This window comes from Streptomyces sp. DH41, assembly GCF_029813785.1.
Classification (GTDB): domain Bacteria; phylum Actinomycetota; class Actinomycetes; order Streptomycetales; family Streptomycetaceae; genus Streptomyces.
In genome coordinates this window covers 109,162-124,827 of record NZ_JARVKY010000004.1, presented here as the reverse complement: position 1 = coordinate 124,827, position 15,666 = coordinate 109,162, and the positions used below count along the sequence as shown (strand labels likewise).

At 72.6% G+C, this 15,666-nt stretch carries 12 protein-coding genes and 1 pseudogene; 6 read left to right on the top strand and 7 right to left on the bottom strand.

Annotation, left to right across the window (positions count from 1 at the left end; all coding sequences use genetic code 11):
• Nucleotides 1-93: 93 nt before the first annotated feature.
• Both QC283_RS09285 and QC283_RS09280 read left to right on the top strand, forming a co-directional pair.
• Nucleotides 94-1,377, top strand: a complete 1,284-nt coding sequence (locus tag QC283_RS09285; protein ID WP_279560908.1) for a sensor histidine kinase — start codon at nucleotides 94-96, stop codon at nucleotides 1,375-1,377.
• Nucleotides 1,371-2,027, top strand: coding sequence for a response regulator transcription factor (locus QC283_RS09280; protein ID WP_279560907.1), 657 nt, complete (start codon nucleotides 1,371-1,373; stop codon nucleotides 2,025-2,027). Before QC283_RS09285 ends, QC283_RS09280 begins: the two co-directional genes overlap by 7 nt.
• Nucleotides 2,028-2,031: 4 nt before the next feature.
• On the opposite strand, the gene QC283_RS09275 is transcribed toward QC283_RS09280, so the two are convergent.
• Both QC283_RS09275 and QC283_RS09270 read right to left on the bottom strand, forming a co-directional pair.
• Complete coding sequence (locus QC283_RS09275) at nucleotides 2,032-2,766, bottom strand: D-Ala-D-Ala carboxypeptidase family metallohydrolase (protein ID WP_279560906.1); 735 nt, start codon at nucleotides 2,764-2,766, stop codon at nucleotides 2,032-2,034.
• Nucleotides 2,767-3,136: 370 nt separating this feature from the next.
• Nucleotides 3,137-3,940 carry an SAM-dependent methyltransferase gene (locus tag QC283_RS09270; protein ID WP_279560905.1) on the bottom strand — a complete coding sequence of 268 codons (804 nt, stop codon included), beginning with the start codon at nucleotides 3,938-3,940 and terminating at the stop codon, nucleotides 3,137-3,139.
• 563 nt (nucleotides 3,941-4,503) lie between these two features.
• Between QC283_RS09270 and QC283_RS09265 the strand changes: the two genes are divergently transcribed.
• Complete coding sequence (locus tag QC283_RS09265; protein WP_279560904.1) at nucleotides 4,504-5,103, top strand: response regulator transcription factor; 600 nt, start codon at nucleotides 4,504-4,506, stop codon at nucleotides 5,101-5,103.
• A gap of 42 nt (nucleotides 5,104-5,145) precedes the next feature.
• On the opposite strand, the gene QC283_RS09260 is transcribed toward QC283_RS09265, so the two are convergent.
• The 4 genes from QC283_RS09260 to lanKC all read right to left on the bottom strand — a co-directional run bounded on the left by QC283_RS09260 (nucleotide 5,146) and on the right by lanKC (nucleotide 11,667).
• Nucleotides 5,146-6,966, bottom strand: coding sequence for an ABC transporter ATP-binding protein (locus QC283_RS09260; RefSeq protein ID WP_279560903.1), 1,821 nt, complete (start codon nucleotides 6,964-6,966; stop codon nucleotides 5,146-5,148).
• Nucleotides 6,963-8,756, bottom strand: a complete 1,794-nt coding sequence (locus QC283_RS09255) for an ABC transporter ATP-binding protein (RefSeq protein WP_279560902.1) — start codon at nucleotides 8,754-8,756, stop codon at nucleotides 6,963-6,965. Before QC283_RS09255 ends, QC283_RS09260 begins: the two co-directional genes overlap by 4 nt.
• A 129-nt stretch (nucleotides 8,757-8,885) precedes the next feature.
• A complete protein-coding gene (ramS, locus tag QC283_RS09250) occupies nucleotides 8,886-9,014 on the bottom strand; it encodes a mycelium formation morphogenetic lantipeptide SapB (protein WP_003972313.1) in 129 nt (42 codons plus the stop codon).
• A 34-nt stretch (nucleotides 9,015-9,048) separates the two neighbouring features.
• A complete protein-coding gene (gene lanKC / locus QC283_RS09245) occupies nucleotides 9,049-11,667 on the bottom strand; it encodes a class III lanthionine synthetase LanKC (RefSeq protein WP_279560901.1) in 2,619 nt (872 codons plus the stop codon).
• A gap of 473 nt (nucleotides 11,668-12,140) precedes the next feature.
• Between lanKC and QC283_RS09240 the strand changes: the two genes are divergently transcribed.
• The gene (locus QC283_RS09240; protein WP_279560900.1) at nucleotides 12,141-13,319 is read left to right on the top strand and encodes a Cmx/CmrA family chloramphenicol efflux MFS transporter; all 1,179 of its coding nucleotides are present in this window, start codon (nucleotides 12,141-12,143) and stop codon (nucleotides 13,317-13,319) included.
• A 79-nt stretch (nucleotides 13,320-13,398) separates the two neighbouring features.
• Here the strand turns inward: QC283_RS09240 and QC283_RS09235 are convergent.
• Nucleotides 13,399-13,660: pseudogene (locus QC283_RS09235) on the bottom strand (VOC family protein); the annotation flags it as partial.
• A 126-nt stretch (nucleotides 13,661-13,786) separates the two neighbouring features.
• Here QC283_RS09235 and QC283_RS09230 point away from each other — a divergent pair.
• Together QC283_RS09230 and QC283_RS09225 are read left to right on the top strand one after the other, a co-directional pair.
• Nucleotides 13,787-14,614, top strand: a complete 828-nt coding sequence (locus QC283_RS09230) for a phosphotransferase enzyme family protein (protein ID WP_279560899.1) — start codon at nucleotides 13,787-13,789, stop codon at nucleotides 14,612-14,614.
• 551 nt (nucleotides 14,615-15,165) lie between these two features.
• Entirely contained in the window at nucleotides 15,166-15,627 is a 462-nt protein-coding gene (locus tag QC283_RS09225; RefSeq protein WP_279560898.1) for an SRPBCC family protein, read from the top strand.
• The last annotated feature ends 39 nt before the right edge of the window (nucleotides 15,628-15,666 follow it).

Here is a 15,666-nt window from a genome sequence, read left to right as displayed (position 1 = left end):
AGCTGAACGGATGATGTCGCTCATGGTGTGTACGTGTATGAGTGGTGGGACAGGGACCGGCGAGACGATGGGGACACGGTGGAGCGAGACGGCATGAGGCCGGACCCGGACGCGCGGTGGCTGACCGCCGCCCTGCACGTCGCTTTCCTGCTGCTGCTCGGCGGAGCGATCGCCCGGCTGCTGACCCACGGATCCGTCGACGACGCCCGTAAGGCGTTGACCCTCGTCCTGTTCCTCGCCTTCGGGGCGATCTACCTGCTCGGGCTGTGGTGGGCGCCCGCGCCGCGGTACGGGGAGCGCCCGGCCACCCGGCATCTGCTCTGGCTGAGCGTGGTGTTCGCCGTCTGGGTGGTCCTGCTCGCGCTGGAACCGAGCGCCACGTGGTGCACCATGCCGCTGCTGTTCACCGGGCTCCACCGGCTGCCGGTGCGGCTCGCGGTGCCGCTCGCCGCCGTGCTCGTCGCTCTTGTGGTGATATCCGAACTACGCGTGCTCACCGGTCCGTTCAATCCCAACCTGGTGCTCGCCCCGGTCGCCCTCGGCACGGTCGCCACGGCCGTCCTGGTCGACAGCAGACAACTCGCCGGCCGGCAACGCCTGCTCATCGACGACCTGGTGCGCGCCCGCGGTGAACTGGCCGCCACAGAACGGCGCGCGGGCATCCTGGCGGAGCGCCAGCGCCTGTCGACGGAGATCCACGACATCCTCGCGCAGAGCCTGTCCAGCCAGCGGATGCTGCTCCAGGCCGCCGACCGCCGCTGGCACACCAGCCCGGACACCGCGCGCGGGCATGTGCGCGAAGCCGCGGCGGCAGCCGAGCGCGCGCTCGCCGAGGTCCGCCGGTTCGTCCGTGACCTGACGCCGCTGGACCTCGCCGAGAACACCCTCGTGCAGGCACTGCGCGCCCTCGCCGCGCCGGGCGGCGGACGGCAGCCGGGAGCGGAGCCGGGATCTGGCCCTGGCGCTGGTCCTGGACCTGGACCGGCAGGGGGACCGGCCGTCGAGTTCCGCCTGGACGGGACCCCCGACGCCCCCGGCCCTGTGCCCGGGCCCGTCGAAGCGGCCCTGCTGCGGGTCACCCAGCAGGCGCTGGCCAACGTACGGGAACACGCCGACGCCACCCGGGCCGTCGTCACCCTGACCTGTCTGGAGGATCGGATCACCGTGGACATCGCCGACGACGGGCGCGGCTTCGACACACGCCGGCCTCCTGGCCCCGGCCGGGCCGCCACCCGCGGTCACGGTCTTTCGGGCATGGCCATGAGAGCACAGCAGGCGGGCGGGACGCTCGCCGTCGAGTCGGCGCCCGGCGACGGGACGGTGGTCACGATGTCGGTGCCGCTCGCCGAGGACGGCGCCGGAAGGCAGGCGTGGTGACCCCGGCCGCCGCTCCCGCGGTCCGGGTCCTGCTCTGCGACGACCACGCCGTCGTACGCGCCGGACTGCGCGCCCTGCTGTCCAGTACCGACGGCATCGACGTGGCCGGTGAGGCGGGCAGCGGCGAGGAGGCCCTGGTGATGGCGGCGAGGCTGCGACCGCACGTGGTGCTCATGGACCTCCAGCTCGGCACCGGCATGGACGGGGTGGAGGCCACCAGCCGGCTGATCGCCCGGAGCGGGCCGGACAGGCCCGCCCCGCGGGTGCTGGTCCTCACGATGTTCGACACCGATGCCGACATAGCCCGCGCCGTGGCGGCGGGGGCCACGGGCTACCTGCTCAAGGCCGAGCGGCCGGAGCGGCTGTTCGAGGCCGTCCGGGACGCCGCCGCGGGACGGGCCGTGCTGTCGGGGCCGGTCACCGACCGGGTCGTCGCCCGCCTGCGCGCCCCGGGTCCCGCCCTCACCGCACGGGAGCGTGACATTCTGGGCCGACTCGCCGAAGGCCTGGGCAACCGGGAGATCGCCCGAGCCCTCTTCCTCAGCGAGGCCACGGTCAAGACCCATCTGGGGCGTGTCTACGCCAAGTTGGGTGTGCGGACCCGGGCGGGGGCGGTGGCGGCCGCGGCCCGCCACCGCCTGCTGCCGTGAGCGGTCAGATGCCGCAGGTCGGAGCCGACCAGTACGGTGACGGGTCGAAGGCCACGTGAGTGTGGTCGTTGTGGCCGGGGTAGCCCGGGCCGAGGATCTCCGAGAAGCCGTGTGTCCTGGACTGCTGGGCGAGCCGGCACAGGGACGGGGAGCCGACGAGGTCGGCCGCGTCGCCGTACAGGTGACGGCTGGTGGCGGAGCCGCCGACGGCGTTGTTGCACGCGCGAGAGCGGAAGCCGCTGGAGATGGTGATCGGGACGTCGCCGAGGGCGTGCCGCATTGCCTCGAGCTTCCACATGGTCCTGAGCGCGTTCGACTTGGCGGTGGCCGCGGAGACCGCGCCGCCGGACCAGTCGGAGTTGCACTTGTTGAGTTCGGCGTAGCTGAAGTGGACGGGCGTGCAGTCGGCGTCCTGGAGGGCGTAGATCTTGCTGAAGGTCGCGGGTCCGGCGACCCCGTCCGCGCTCAGGCCGTACGCGGCCTGGAACTTCTTGACGGCGGCGGCGGTCCGCGCGCCGTACTGGCCGTCGTAGGAGAGCCGCTCGCCTGCGGTCACCCAGCCGGCGACCCGAACCTGGAGCTGGGTCACGTCGCTGCCGGAGGACCCCTGGGAGAGTGTGCGGTTCCAGGTGTAGCAGGAGTCGGCGTGCGCGGTGCCGGCGGTGGCGCTCACTCCCACCACTGCACCAGCCATGAGCATGACAAATGAGAGAAGCAGACGTGACACGCGTCTGAACATCGGCGGCCTCCCGACCGTTGAGCCGACAACAACCGGAGCCCAGCGTGCGGCAACGGGCTACGCGCGTCAATGGTGTCCCGGGGGAAGCGAGGATGACGCTTCCGTGTCCGGCGGTGATCACGTGTGCTGTGGTCGCCGGACGCGCAGGCGGTGGCAGTCGTCGGGGGCCGGACGAGGGCGCCGATGATCTCGCGGCGAGGCGGCGAGGCGGCGAGGCGGCGAGGCGGCGAGGCGGCCCGCTGGTCGCGCGACGCCGGTCGCCCGGGTGGCCGAGGTTCCCGGCCCAACCGGCCCGTCCCGCTTCGGCCCCGCCCCCGCCCCCGCCAGCGTCGCGTCATACCTCCGTAGGACTGTCGAGCGGCAAGGAGGGTCAGTTCTTGACCGCGACACCGCAGACGGAGACGTCGGCCGTGGCCTCCTCGGACGGGCCGGCGTCCGGACGCCAGGCGGCCGTGGACACGACTCCCGGCTCCACCAGATCCAGCCCGGCGAAGAAGGAGGCGATCTCCTGGGGTGACCGCAGATGGTAGGTGTTGGCCGACTGCCCGTTGTAGACCTCGACCGCGGTGTTGAGCGCCTCGTTGGTGTTCGTACCGTCGCTCAGGGCGAGGTAGCTGCCCCGGGGCAGTCCCGACAGCAGCCTGTTCACCAGCTCCGCGGGGCGTTCGGCGTCGGAGATCTGCCCCATGATCCCCAGCATGGTCAGGGCGACAGGACGGCTGAGGTCCAGGGTCTTCGCCGCTTCGGCGAGGATCCGGTCCGGGTCCCTGACGTCGGCGTCGACGTAGGCGCAGGCGCCCTCGGTGCTGCTGGTGAGCAGGGCCTGCGCGTGCACCAGGACGAGGGGGTCGTTGTCGACGTACACGATGCGGCTGTCCGGCGCGATGCGCTGGGCCAGCTCGTGCGTGTTGTCGGCGGTGGGCAGCCCGGTGCCGATGTCGAGGAACTGGCGGATGCCGGCCTCTTGCGACAGATGGCGCACGGCGCGCGCGAGGAACCGCCGTTGCAGCCGGGCGACGGCGGCGAACTCCGGGAACGTCGTCAGGATGACGTCACCGGCCTCACTGTCGACGGGGTAGTTGTCCTTGCCGCCCAGCAGGTAGTTCCAGACGCGGGCGGAGTGCGGGCGATCGGTCTGCAGCCTGGCCCTGACTTCTTCACTCGGGTGGGTCATGGGGAAAGCTTCACACAGAGCTGCGTGCTCGGGGCAACTGCCCTGGGTCTTTCCCCGACTTCGTCCCGCGACCGGTCCCGCCGATCCGCTCGACACCCGAACGAGGTGGCGGACCCGCACCGTCGGGGCCATGTGCTGATCCGGCGCCCCGAGCCCCGAGCCCCACCGACCGGCCGAGCGGGTGGGCAGGCGCGGACGGGGCATTCGGGCCACATTCATCTCGCCTGTTTTCGGTCCAGGACGTTCCGGTGAGGAGGGGCCGGTCCCCGCCGTTCGCGCCGCCCGACAGGCGCTCGGTGTGACGGCCGGTCATGTGAGCAGTTCACGGGCGAGGTCACCAGGCGGACCCGGCCGGAAGACCGCGTACACCACCGACGTGTTCCAGCCTGTTCCCGCCCGGCCCCTCCGCCTCTCGTAGGGGCTGAGAACGGCGTGTTGCTGCCGCTGTGTCCCGGCTGGGAGCGAGTCCTGTGCTTCTTATGCGCTGTCCAGGGGCAGACGGCTGGGGACTGGGGACGAGCCCGGAAGTCCGTCTGACGGCCGGGGAAAACAGGGGGTTGTACATGGTCCGTGTTCTCGTGGTGCACGACGCGACGCTGCTGCGGTCGGCGCTCGTGCAACTGCTGCGGTCCGCCGACGGACTCGAGGTCTCGTGCATGTCCTCCCGCGGCGACGACCCCGACGGTGACGACTTGCCCGCGGACGTGTGCGTGGTGGACGGTGACTGTCTGGAAGGGCCACCGGAGGACGTCGGCCGAACGCCCTTCTGGAAGCGGTGCGGGGCACGACTGGTGGTCCTCGCGGCTCCGGAGCGGCCGGGTGTGCTGCGCAGGGCGTTCGACACAGGCGCGCTCGGTTTCGTGGACAAGGACGCCTCGTCGCAACGGCTGATCGCCGCGGTGCACACGGTGGCCAAGGGGGAACGGTTCCTCGACGAGCGGCTCACCGTCGCGTTGCTGCGCGCGTCGGAAACGCCGCTGACGCCGCGTGAGCTGAGCGTCCTGTTCCAGGCGTCGCAGGGGGCTTCCGTCGCCGAGATCGCCGTCTGCCTGCATCTGTCCCGGGGGACCGTCCGCAACTACATGGCCAGCGCCATCCGGAAGGTCGGGGCACGCAACCGCGTGGACGCGATCCGCATCGTCCACAACGCCGGCTGGATGTGACGGGAGAGGGCACACGCGTGTGCGAGGGCCACGGCTAGCGGGTCAGCCCCGGTTTCGGTGCCAGTGCCCCACCAGGTCGCGGTAGAGAGGCGACCCCTCGAGCAGTTCCCGGTGGGAGCCGTGGGCCGCCCGAACACCGTCCAGCACCAGGATCCGGTCGGCCCGGACCGCGGACGACATACGGTGCGCCACGACGAGAAGCGTTCCGGGGCGGCGCCCGAGCGCCTCCTCGGCGCGCGCCTCGGACGCCGCGTCGAGATGGCAGGTCGCCTCGTCGAGCAGGAGCAGTCGAGCAGTGGACAGGTGAGCGCGCACCAGGACGATCAGTTGGCGCTCGCCCTGCGAGAGGTGGTCGGGTCGCAGCGGCGCGGCGAGCCCGCCCAGACGCTCGACGAGAGGGGCGGCCCCGAGGTCTCGCACAGCGGCCCCGATGTCGTCCGGGGAGGCGTCCCGCCGCAGGTAGGTGAGGTTGTCCCGGACCGTGCCGGTGAAGACGTACGCCTGCTGGGGCACCAGGACCCGCAACGCGGCGAGTTCCGCCGCGCCCCGGCCGGTGACCGTCTGGCCGGCCACCCGCACGGTACCGCTCCCCGGCGCGCGCATCCCGGCGATGAGACGGACGAGGGTCGACTTGCCGATGCCGCTGGGACCGACGACGGCCAAGTGCTCGCCCTCCTCGACGCGCAGATCCAGCGCGTCGAGGACCGGCTCCGCCCGAGCGCTGTAGCCCGCGGTCACCCCGCACAGTTCCACCGCGGGGGCCTGCCGCGGCGGCGGAACCGACGGGAGAGGAAGGCGTGCCCGTGGTCCCGCCCGCCCGGACAGGGGAGCACGGGGCGTCGTCGCACCGGTGAGGGACGGGCGCGCGTCCGTCCCGGTGAACCGGTCCAGCACCACGAGCAGCCGGGTCCCCGCGGCGCCGATCGCGGTCATCAGGGTGTGCAGGGCGGGCAGCAGGGCCTGGGCGAGGTACGTGAACGCCCCGAGCAGGCCGCCCGTCGTGACGCCCCGGCCGCGCAGCCACGGGACGGCCACCAGCAGGAGCAGGACGGGGAGCTGGCCCGCGACGCCGAGGGCCAGGGTGCGCACCGCGGCCCAGCGGGCGAGGACCCGGGACGTGGCGGCGGCACGCGCGACGAGCCGGGTCCCGTTCCGTGCCGCCTCCGGCTGTGTACCGCAGGCGGTGATGTCACGCAGATCCCCACGGGTCCGCGCGGCGTGCTCGCCCAGCGCCTCGTCCGCGTCGAGAGCCCGCCGCTGCGCCGCCGCCATCGGCCGCAGCGTCACCAGGAACAGCGCCAGCCCCGCGGCGAGTGGCGGCACCACGACCACCAGGAGTGCCGGGTCCAGCGAGAACAGCCCCACGAGCGCTCCGGCCGCGGTGAAGACGAACGAGCGCAGGGTGAGGACCAGCCCGGCGAAGCTGTCCCGGACCATCTCGACCTGGTTCGTGATCCGCGACACGGCGGCACGGTCCTTGCCGGCGGGCCGGGCCAGGGCCCGTGACAGGGACTGGTCGACCGCCCGCCGTACGAGACGGTCGCGCAGCGGCTCCGTCAGCCCGGCCAGTTGGGCGAAGACACCCCTGATGACGGGTGCGCCGAGCACCACGCCGACGGCGGCGACCCCGAGCCAGCCGAGTCCCGTGAGGGTGTCACCGGCGAGGAACCCCCGGTCCACGGCCTGGGCGACGCCGTAGCCGACCAGGAAGGTCTGCGCCGACTCGGCCACCGACCACGCCGCGAGCCGCGCGAGGACCGCCTTGCGTTCGGCCAGGAAGCGCCGGGCGGGCGGGCCGATCCGGTGCAGGGTCCCCGATGTGCCGCGGGGCTTCGTCGCACGCCGTCCGTCGGGGGAAGTCATGGTCGCGCCTCACCTCGCGGGGAGCCGGTCCGCTCGCGGCGGCACCCGTCACGGTCGTCCTGAGCGGAGAGCGGCTCGACGCCGTTCTCCGGCGTACCGAAGACCGCCCGGTAGGCGGCCTCCTGCCACAGCCGCCGATGAGTGCCGACCGCCCGCACGCGTCCGCTCTCCAGCCAGATCACGAGATCCGCCCGGGCCGCGACCGACGGGCGGTGCGCCACGACCAGCCGTGTGGCGACCGTGGGGGAGCGACGCTGCGCCTGTTCCACCGCGTGCTCCGTGGCGGTGTCGAGGCTGGAGGTGGCGTCGTCCATGACCAGCAGCCGGCCCGCGTGGGCGAAGGCCCGGGCCAGCCCCAGACGCTGGTACTCGCCGCCGGACAGCGGGGCGTCGGCGAGGCGGGTGTCGTACGCCCGCGGAAGCCGGCGTACGAAGACCTCGGCGTCGGCGAGGCGGACGGCGGCCCGTACCTGGCGAGGTGACACGGTTCGTGGCCCGGCCGCCACCGCTTCCGAAACGGTGCGGTCGCCCAGGGCCGGACGCGCGAAGGCGAAGCCGACCTCGGCCCGCAGGCAGGGCCGGGTCAGACGATCGAGCGGTGTTCCGTCCAGCAGGACCTGCCCCCGGTCGGGATCGATCAGCCGGCCGGCGACCGCCGCCAGGACGGACTTGCCGGCGCCGCTGCGGCCCACGACCGCGGCGGTCAGGCCGCCCGGCACCACCACATGGTCTGCCCGCAGGACTTCCGCCCCGCCGCGCAGGACCCGCACCCCGCGCAGCTCGAGGACGCCCGGACCTCGCGGGGGCAGGGTCCGCGTTCCGTAGGGCAGGGCGGGCAGTTCCTCCAGCGTCGTGGTGCGCTCTCGCGCGGAGCGGCCCCGGACCAGCGCGCCGACCAGCGTGGCCGCGCTGCCGAACCCCGCGGCCAGCTGCGCGTACCGGCACACCGCCAGCAGCTCGCCGACGCTCAGGTCCCCCGCGCCGAGCCGCAGACCGCCCACGGCGGTGGCGGCCACCGTCAGCAGCGGGACGAGGACACCGCCGGTGGCCAGCGCCCGTCCGTGCAGCGTCCACATGCGCGTACCCAGCGTGGCGAGCTCGCTCAACGGGCGGAGCACACGGTCGCGTTCGAGTGTGCGGGTGCCGGCGGCGGCGATGGTTTCCACGCCCTCCACGGTTTCCAGCAGCCGGGCCGCGATGTCCGACTGCACCCGCTGATACGCCCCGACCGAAGCCCCCGTGTCCCGGGCGAACGCCCGCAGTACCAGTGCCAGGACCGGTAGCCCGGCCAGGACACAGGCGGCGACCCACACGTCGACGACGGCCAGTGCGACGAGCGCGCCGGCCGGGGTGAGGAGCGAGGCGGCGAGCGCGGCCCGGGCCGCCGGCGCGGCGCCCGCGTCGGCGGCGTTGAGCGTCAGCCGGGTCGCGACGTCTCCGGGTGAGTGGGACCGGGCCAGGTCCGGCACGGCGTGCAACAGGCCACTGAGGGCGCGGGAGCGGATCGAGGCCGTCCAGTCGGCGGTGCACCGGCCGGTGAGAAGGGCGGTCAGACCGTCGAGCAGAACCTCGCCGACCAGCAGCGCGGCGCTCGCCACGAGCCAGGGGCCGGTGTCGTCGCCGTGCAGCAGCAGGTCCAGTGCGCGGCCGAGGACGAAGGGCTGACCGACGGCGACCGCTGCCGCCGTCACCGAACACACCAGCACCAGCAGTTCGGGCACCCGCCCGGGACCGGTGCCGGACGGGCCGCGCGCCGGACGCGTCCGCCGCCGGACCGGGATGGTCTTCACCAGCCGCCCCCTTACCTGGTCGGAGCCGCCCGCGGCGGCGACGAGGGCGCGGTACCGGCGCCCGGGCGATGGAACCGGGGCGCCGGTACCGCGGCCCGCCGCGATCGCCGCGACGGGCCGACCCGGACGTCAGTTACACGTCGTGATGCTGAGGCTGCTGTCGCCGCAGAGCAGCAGGCTCGCGCGGCTGCCGGTCTCCACGTCGCCCATGGCCTCTTCCTTGGGGGTCTCCATCGACTGCAGGTCGAACAGGTTCATGTCTCTTCCCTTCGTACGACAACGGGTGTTCTCTTCACGGCCCCGGTCGGGGCCGGCTCATGGGCCGCGGCTCTCGCCGCAGCGGTGGGAGGAACGGCAGACCGGTGGGCCGGTCGCCGTGCACGGAAGCGGCGGCCAGCAGGCATCCGGCCGTTCCGGTGGAGAGGTCCATGGACAGGCGCATCATCTGCTCGCCCGGGAAGGCGAGGTGACCGCGGTACGACATGGCGTGCCAGCCCAGCGCGTCGATCTGGCGCCGGACGGCCTCGGGTCCGGTGCCCGGCCCGGTGGCGGTCGTACGGTTGAGGTACAGCGCCATACCGGCCACGCCGCGGTAGAGGCCGGGCTGCGCGTAGAACATGGCCTGCGCCGCCCGTACGATCTCCTGCCGTGCCCGCTCGAACCGTTCGTCGGCGCGGTGCTCCAGATAGTCGTCGAGCACCATGCCGATGCCCACACTGCCCGCGCCCAGGTACGGCATGGTGCGCCAGCCCTCGTCCACCTGGAGGGCGCCACCCGCTCCGCGGACGCAGTGCGCGAGGTCCCGGCGCAGTGCGGCCCCCGCGAGGTCCAGCAGGCCGGTGTCACCCGTACGTTCGTACAGGCGCAGGAACAGCAGGGCGCTGCCCGTCGCGCCGTACAGCAGACCGGCTCGATCGCGATGGCCGGGCACGCGGCCCGGCGCGTCGGCCGTCGTGGTCCGGGCACTGAGTTCGGCGCACCGCAGGGCCGCGTCGTGCAGGGCGGTGTCGCCGGTGGAGGCGGCCAGGTGGTCCAGCGTCAGGCCGACCCCGGCCGTCCCGCTGTGGAGGTCGGGGGCGAGCGGGTCGAGGGGATGCTCGACGAGCAAGCGTGCGAGTTCGAGTGCCCGGGCCCGGTGACCGAGGTGGTCCAACGTCCACGCGATTCCCGCGATCCCGTCGTGGAAGCCGACCGGCATGCCCGAGGGCGGCTCCTTCGTCCGGTCGAGCAGCCACTGTTCCTCGCCCTCGTCGCGCTCCGCCCCGCTCTCGGCCAGCGCGTACAGCACACCGGCCGCTCCGTAGCCGAATGAGAGCCCTCCGCCCGCGGTGGCGAACTGGGCAACGTCTCCCGGGAAGAGCCGGTCGTCGCGCGACGGAGTGGCCGAGGCCCGGACGGCCGCCGTCATCGAGTCCCGGCTGCGGGGCCAGTCACCCGGAGCGACGGGGACGAAGGGGGCGGCGGCGCCCCGTGCCGCGGGCCGTCGGCCGGGGGCGTCGGTGATCTCGTCGAGCGCCGCGTCCAGGAAGGCGCGCGGCACCGGGAACCGCTCCGCCACCACGTCGGCGAGGTGCTCCGCCTTGCGCCGGTCCAGGGCCAGCAGGCTGGTCAGCGGCAGGAACAGGGCCAGGCGCAGACAGGCGAGCGCGTACCGGTCCACGGCGATGCCCCGTCGGCCGGGCGGCGCCACGAAACCGGGATGGGCGACCGTCTGCCGCCCCGGCTCGTCGACGCGGTGGGCGGCCTCGAAGTCCAGCAGGGCCACTCGCCCGTCGTCGCGGACCATGACGTTGAACAGATGCAGGTCGTTGAAGACCACACCCCGCGCGTGCACCTCCGTGACGGCCCGCTCGACCTGGGCGTGGACATCGAGCGCCCACTCGGTGTACTCGGCCAGACGCCTGTCGTCGGGGTCCGCCTCGATGAGCGGATGACGCCGGGCGAAGAAGGTGTTGAGGGGCTTGCCGTCCAGGTACTCCAGCACCAGGAAGTGGTGGTCCCCGACGGTGAAGCCGTCCCGCACCTCGGGCGTGCAGGACAGCCCCGACAGCTGTTCCAGGGCCCGGCGTTCGCGCCGCAGGCGGGCCACCGCGTCGGCGCCGTCGGCCGCGAGCCCGGCGTACGGGCGGGCCTCCTTGAGTACCACGGCCTCACCCGTACGGGTGTCCCGTGCCCGGTAGACACCACCGCCGTTGGAGAAGTGGATGGCCGACTCGACGGTGTACGGGATGCCGGCCAGTGTCATCGTCGCCCGCGCGTCGATGTGGGGCCGCAGGAAGGCGGGCACGCTCACCCAGTCGGGGACACGGAAGACGGGACCGCGGAAGTCGGGAACGAGCACTCCCTCGGGGTTCGCGACGGCCGGACGGAGTTCCCCGCTCTCGTCGTAGCAGTCGCGGCGGGAGAAGCCGCCGTAGCGCACGTGCACCGGGCCGTGACCGATCCGGAGATCGCTCAGGATGTGCGGCCCGGGCTCGCCGTCCAGCAGAGCGGCCAGCTCACCCACGAGGCGCTCGAACTGTTCCTCGCCCGCCGGGTACACCGTGATGAACTTGCCGCTGCCCGCCCGGTCCGCGTACTTGGCGTTGCGTTGGTGCAGCAGATAGCGGCTCGGCACGAACTTGAACGCGATGCCGCGCTCGACGCAGTAGGGCCGGACGCGCTCCAGGACGGACTCGGCGTTGTCGAGGCAGGCGGAAACGTGGATCTTCCATCCCTGCGGCGGCAGTACGGCGTCCAGGGGTCGCAGGGCGAGCCAGTCGCCGCTCTCGCCGCGCTGCCATCCCGCCGGTACCGGCAGGACGGCTGCCGCGTACCGGGTGCCCGCCGCCCGGGTGCCGGGGGCGGTGCGATGCGGCGCGTCGTAGAAGTGCGGGTCCGCGTCGCAGTAGACGGCGTAGCCCTTGTTCACGCCTTCTCCCTCCACCGGTCGATGCCGAGCAAGACGCTGTCACGCGCCGCCGTGTCCGGGACAGTCACCGCTGTCACGTCTCCGGCGTGCGGAACGCACAGGTAACTTCGGCGAGCGGCGCGTGCTCCGGTACCGGCAGGTGACATCCGTCACGTCAGCGGGGCGCTGGTTGCTTGTCGCCGTTCCCGTACGGAACCGCTCCTGGCCGGCGGGCTCGCCGAGGCGCGGGCGGACGGCCGACAACCGGTGGAACCAGGGTGCGTCGACGGGCCGTGGTCGGATAGCGTGCGGGCCATGTCGAGTCCCGAGTCAGACAGGGTGGGGGCTTTCGGTCACGCCGTCAGCCCCCTGAACCACTGAGCTCGTAGCCCTGCCGTCGCCCCGCGTTCCGGGGCCGGACGAGGGCGCCCTCGGGGGCCGGCCGCGGTGACGAGACGACCTACTCGTGCCTCTCCTCGCCTCGGAGCCACTCGATGCCTCTTCCGCTGTACCTGCTTGCCGTGGCCGTCTTCGCCATGGGCACCTCGGAGTTCATGCTCGCCGGTCTCTTGCCGGACATCGCCTCGGATCTCGACGTCACGGTCGGGACGGCGGGCGTGCTCACCTCGGCCTTCGCGATCGGCATGATCGTCGGCGCCCCCCTGGTCGCCGCGCTCGCCCGCGACTGGCCCAGGCGCTCCAGCCTGCTCGGGTTCGTCCTGGCCTTCGCGGCAGCTCACCTCGTGGGCGCCATCACCACAAGCTTCCCGGTCCTGTTCGCGACCCGGGTCGTCGCCGCGCTCGCCAACGCGGGGTTCCTCGCCGTCGCCCTGACGGCTGCCGCCACGCTGGTGTCACCCGACCGGAAGGGCCGTGCGCTGGCCGTGTTGCTGTCCGGCACGACGACGGCCACGATCGCCGGTGTCCCCGGTGGCTCGGTGCTGGGCACGTTGTTCGGCTGGCGGGCCACCTTCTGGGCTGTCGCCGCTCTCTGTCTGCCCGCGGCTCTCGGCATCCTGAAGGGCATCCCGGCGGGACGTGTGAAGGGGCGGGTGAACGGCGGGCCGGCCCTGCGATCGGAGGTCGCCCAGCTGGCAAGGCGCCGGCTGATCCTGGTGATGCTGCTGGGCGCCCTGGTGAACGCGGCGACCTTCGCCGGCTTCACCTTCCTCGCCCCCGTCGTGACCGACACCGCCGGGCTGAGCGAGCTCTGGATCCCTGTCGCGCTGGTGCTCTTCGGTACTGGTTCCTTCGCCGGGGTCACCGTCGCCGGTCGCCTGTCCGACCAGCACCCCGGCACGGTCATCGCGGTCGCCGGCCCGCTGCTGCTCATCGGCTGGCCGGCCCTGGCCGTGCTGGCCCACGAGCCGGTCGCCCTGCTCACCCTCGTGTTCGTCCAGGGCGTTCTGTCGTTCGCGCTGGGCAGCACCCTGATCACCCGGGTCCTGTACGAGGCGGAGGGAGCCCCCACCATGGCAGGCTCGTACGCGACCGCGGCGCTGAACGTCGGAGCCGCGGTCGGCCCCCTCATCGCCGCGCCCACTCTCGGCACCGAAGCCGGGAACCTCGGACCGCTGTGGTCGAGTGGGTTCCTGATCGCTGTCGCGCTGCTCACCGCGTTGCCCCTGCGCACCGTGACACCGGTGGGACACAGTCCCGGTGCGCTCCGGTGAACTCGACGACACCGGGCGCCGGCCGCTGAGGGGCTGTCCGCCATGAGGGTGGGGGCGGCGTTCCGCGTCGACCCCGGCCGAGGACGCTGAACACGTTGCCCTCCGGGTCGGCCATCACCGCCCACGGCACATCGCCCTGGCCCACATCGGCATGTGTCGCGCTCCGCCTGGTGCGCGCCGGAGGTGGTGGCGAGCTCGATGCGCACGCGGTACTTCACCGTCTCCGGGGCCGAGACACGGACGAGATCGACGCAGACGGCGGACGGGTCCGGCCAGTCGAAGCCCACGGGCTCCAGGTTGGTGACTCCGGGCCCTTCGCTGGGTGACCTCTCATCGAGCAGACGTGCGCATTCGGGGTTCCCTCGTGGCTGGCTGTCGTGCGGCCGGTTCGCACGGCGGCTTGGTAGGGTGCGCGGGCTGGATGGCTTGGAGAGTTGTAGCGGCGTTCGGGGGAGGGCCAGGCGGCTGTGCAGGTTTCACAAGTCAGGCGTGCGACGGCCGCGGCCGTGTCGACTGTCTCGTCGCTCGGACTGGTTGTCGACGACGTGGTCGTTCTTCACGACTCGAACAAACTTACTTTGCGTCTGCTGCCCTGTGACGTCCTGGCCCGGGTGGCGCCTGCGGAGGATCAGGTCGCGCAGTTCGAGGTCGGTGTTGCTCAGCGGCTGGCCGAATCCGGGTGCCCTGTGGCTGTACTCGATCCTCGGGTGGAGCCTCGTGTCCATGAGCGTGATGGGTTCGTGGTCACGCTGTGGACCTACTACGAGTCCGTGGGGCCTCAGGAGGTTTCACCGGCCGACTATGCCGGTGCACTCGCGCGGCTGCATACCGGCATGCGCACGCTGGACGTTCCCGTGCCGCGGTTCACCGATCGAGTCGCGCAGGCGCAACGCCTCGTGGCGGACCGTGACCGCACACCGGCGCTTGCCGAAGCGGACCGGGAACTGCTCGGCGACACGTTGCGCAGTCTGGGACGAGTGGTAGGCGAGTGCGGCGGCGAGCAGTTGCTGCACGGCGAGCCGCACCCGGGCAACGTGCTCGCCACGAGGAACGGGCCGCTGTTCATCGACTTCGAGACGTGTTGCCGTGGGCCTGTCGAGTTCGACCTCGCTCATGCGCCCGAGGAAGCCGGCGAACACTATCCGGGTGTCGATCAGGACGTGCTGCGCGAGTGCCGGGTTCTCGTGCTGGCGATGGTCACCGCGTGGCGCTGGGACCGGTGTGACCAATTCCCGGACGGGCGCCGGCTGGGCACGGAGTGGCTCGGCCGGATCCGAGCAGCGCGCGGTCGCTGACCGCGGCCGGTGTCCTTGCCGGGTGCGCCAGCCGAGTTCAACGCGAGACAGCGGCCTGGGCGACTCCGGCAAGCCGGAGCGACGGCCTGGCCCATCGAAGCCCGACCGAGCGCCCAGGTCGCTCACGCGAAGCGTGGCCGCGCGGGGACCATCACGCGGGGGAGCGGGGGTGGTTCTGGTCGCGCCAGGCCCGAGGTGAGCTCCCGCCCGCATGGAGGTGACGGTCATGCTCGCGTGGCGTTTCCGGCGCCTCGTCCGGGGACTCGGGGCCGTGCCCTCCGCACGCGCCACAGCCGCCGGGCCTCGCCTTCGACCACGTGATCGGCTCCGTCGTCATGTTCCGTCTTTCCCCTCCCGTCGCGGAACGTTCATGTGCCCGTTGAAGCCGTCCACATGCCGAAGACACCTGACGGCGGGCCGCACCCGGTACGCGGCGTTGCCGACCGGTCGTCAGACGGGTGATCTCGGGTACTCGCTCAGCGTGCCGGGACCGAGTGCTCTCGGTACCGGCCGCGAAGAATCCAGCAGAACCGACAGAAAGAGGTGTCCGGATGAGCACGGTCAAGGAAGCGGTGGAAGTCGAGGTTCCTGTGCACACCGCCTACAACCAGTGGACCCAGTTCGAGGAGTTCCCGCAGTTCATGGAAGGGGTCGAGGAAGTCAGGCAGCTCGACGAGCGCCGCAATCACTGGACCACCAACGTCAGCGGCGTGAAGCGCGAATTCGACACCGAGATCGTCGACCAGCTGCCCGACGAGCGCATCACATGGCGTACGACCACGGGTGACAGCAAGCAGAAGGGCACGGTCCGCTTCCAGCGCCTGGACGACACGCACACCCGGGTCGAGCTCGTCATGGACGTCGATCCCACCGGCGCCGCGGAGAAGGCCGGGGACATGCTGGGAGTGATCGACCGGCGGGTGAAGGGCGACATGCAGCGTTTCAAGGAGTACATCGAGGGCCGCGGCGGCGAGTCCGGAGCCTGGCGCGGGCGCATCAGGCCGGGGGAGTGACCCCCTTCCCGTTCCCGAAGCGGGGCGCTGTCGGCGCCG

Coding starts and splice junctions, on each gene's coding strand:
- QC283_RS09285 (WP_279560908.1), top strand. CDS start 94: ATGAGGCCGGACCCGGACGCGCGGTGGCTGACCGCCGCCCTGCACGTC.
- QC283_RS09275 (WP_279560906.1), bottom strand. CDS start 2,766: ATGTTCAGACGCGTGTCACGTCTGCTTCTCTCATTTGTCATGCTCATG.
- QC283_RS09270 (WP_279560905.1), bottom strand. CDS start 3,940: ATGACCCACCCGAGTGAAGAAGTCAGGGCCAGGCTGCAGACCGATCGC.
- QC283_RS09265 (WP_279560904.1), top strand. CDS start 4,504: ATGGTCCGTGTTCTCGTGGTGCACGACGCGACGCTGCTGCGGTCGGCG.
- QC283_RS09260 (WP_279560903.1), bottom strand. CDS start 6,966: ATGACTTCCCCCGACGGACGGCGTGCGACGAAGCCCCGCGGCACATCG.
- ramS (WP_003972313.1), bottom strand. CDS start 9,014: ATGAACCTGTTCGACCTGCAGTCGATGGAGACCCCCAAGGAAGAGGCC.
- QC283_RS09240 (WP_279560900.1), top strand. CDS start 12,141: ATGCCTCTTCCGCTGTACCTGCTTGCCGTGGCCGTCTTCGCCATGGGC.
- QC283_RS09225 (WP_279560898.1), top strand. CDS start 15,166: ATGAGCACGGTCAAGGAAGCGGTGGAAGTCGAGGTTCCTGTGCACACC.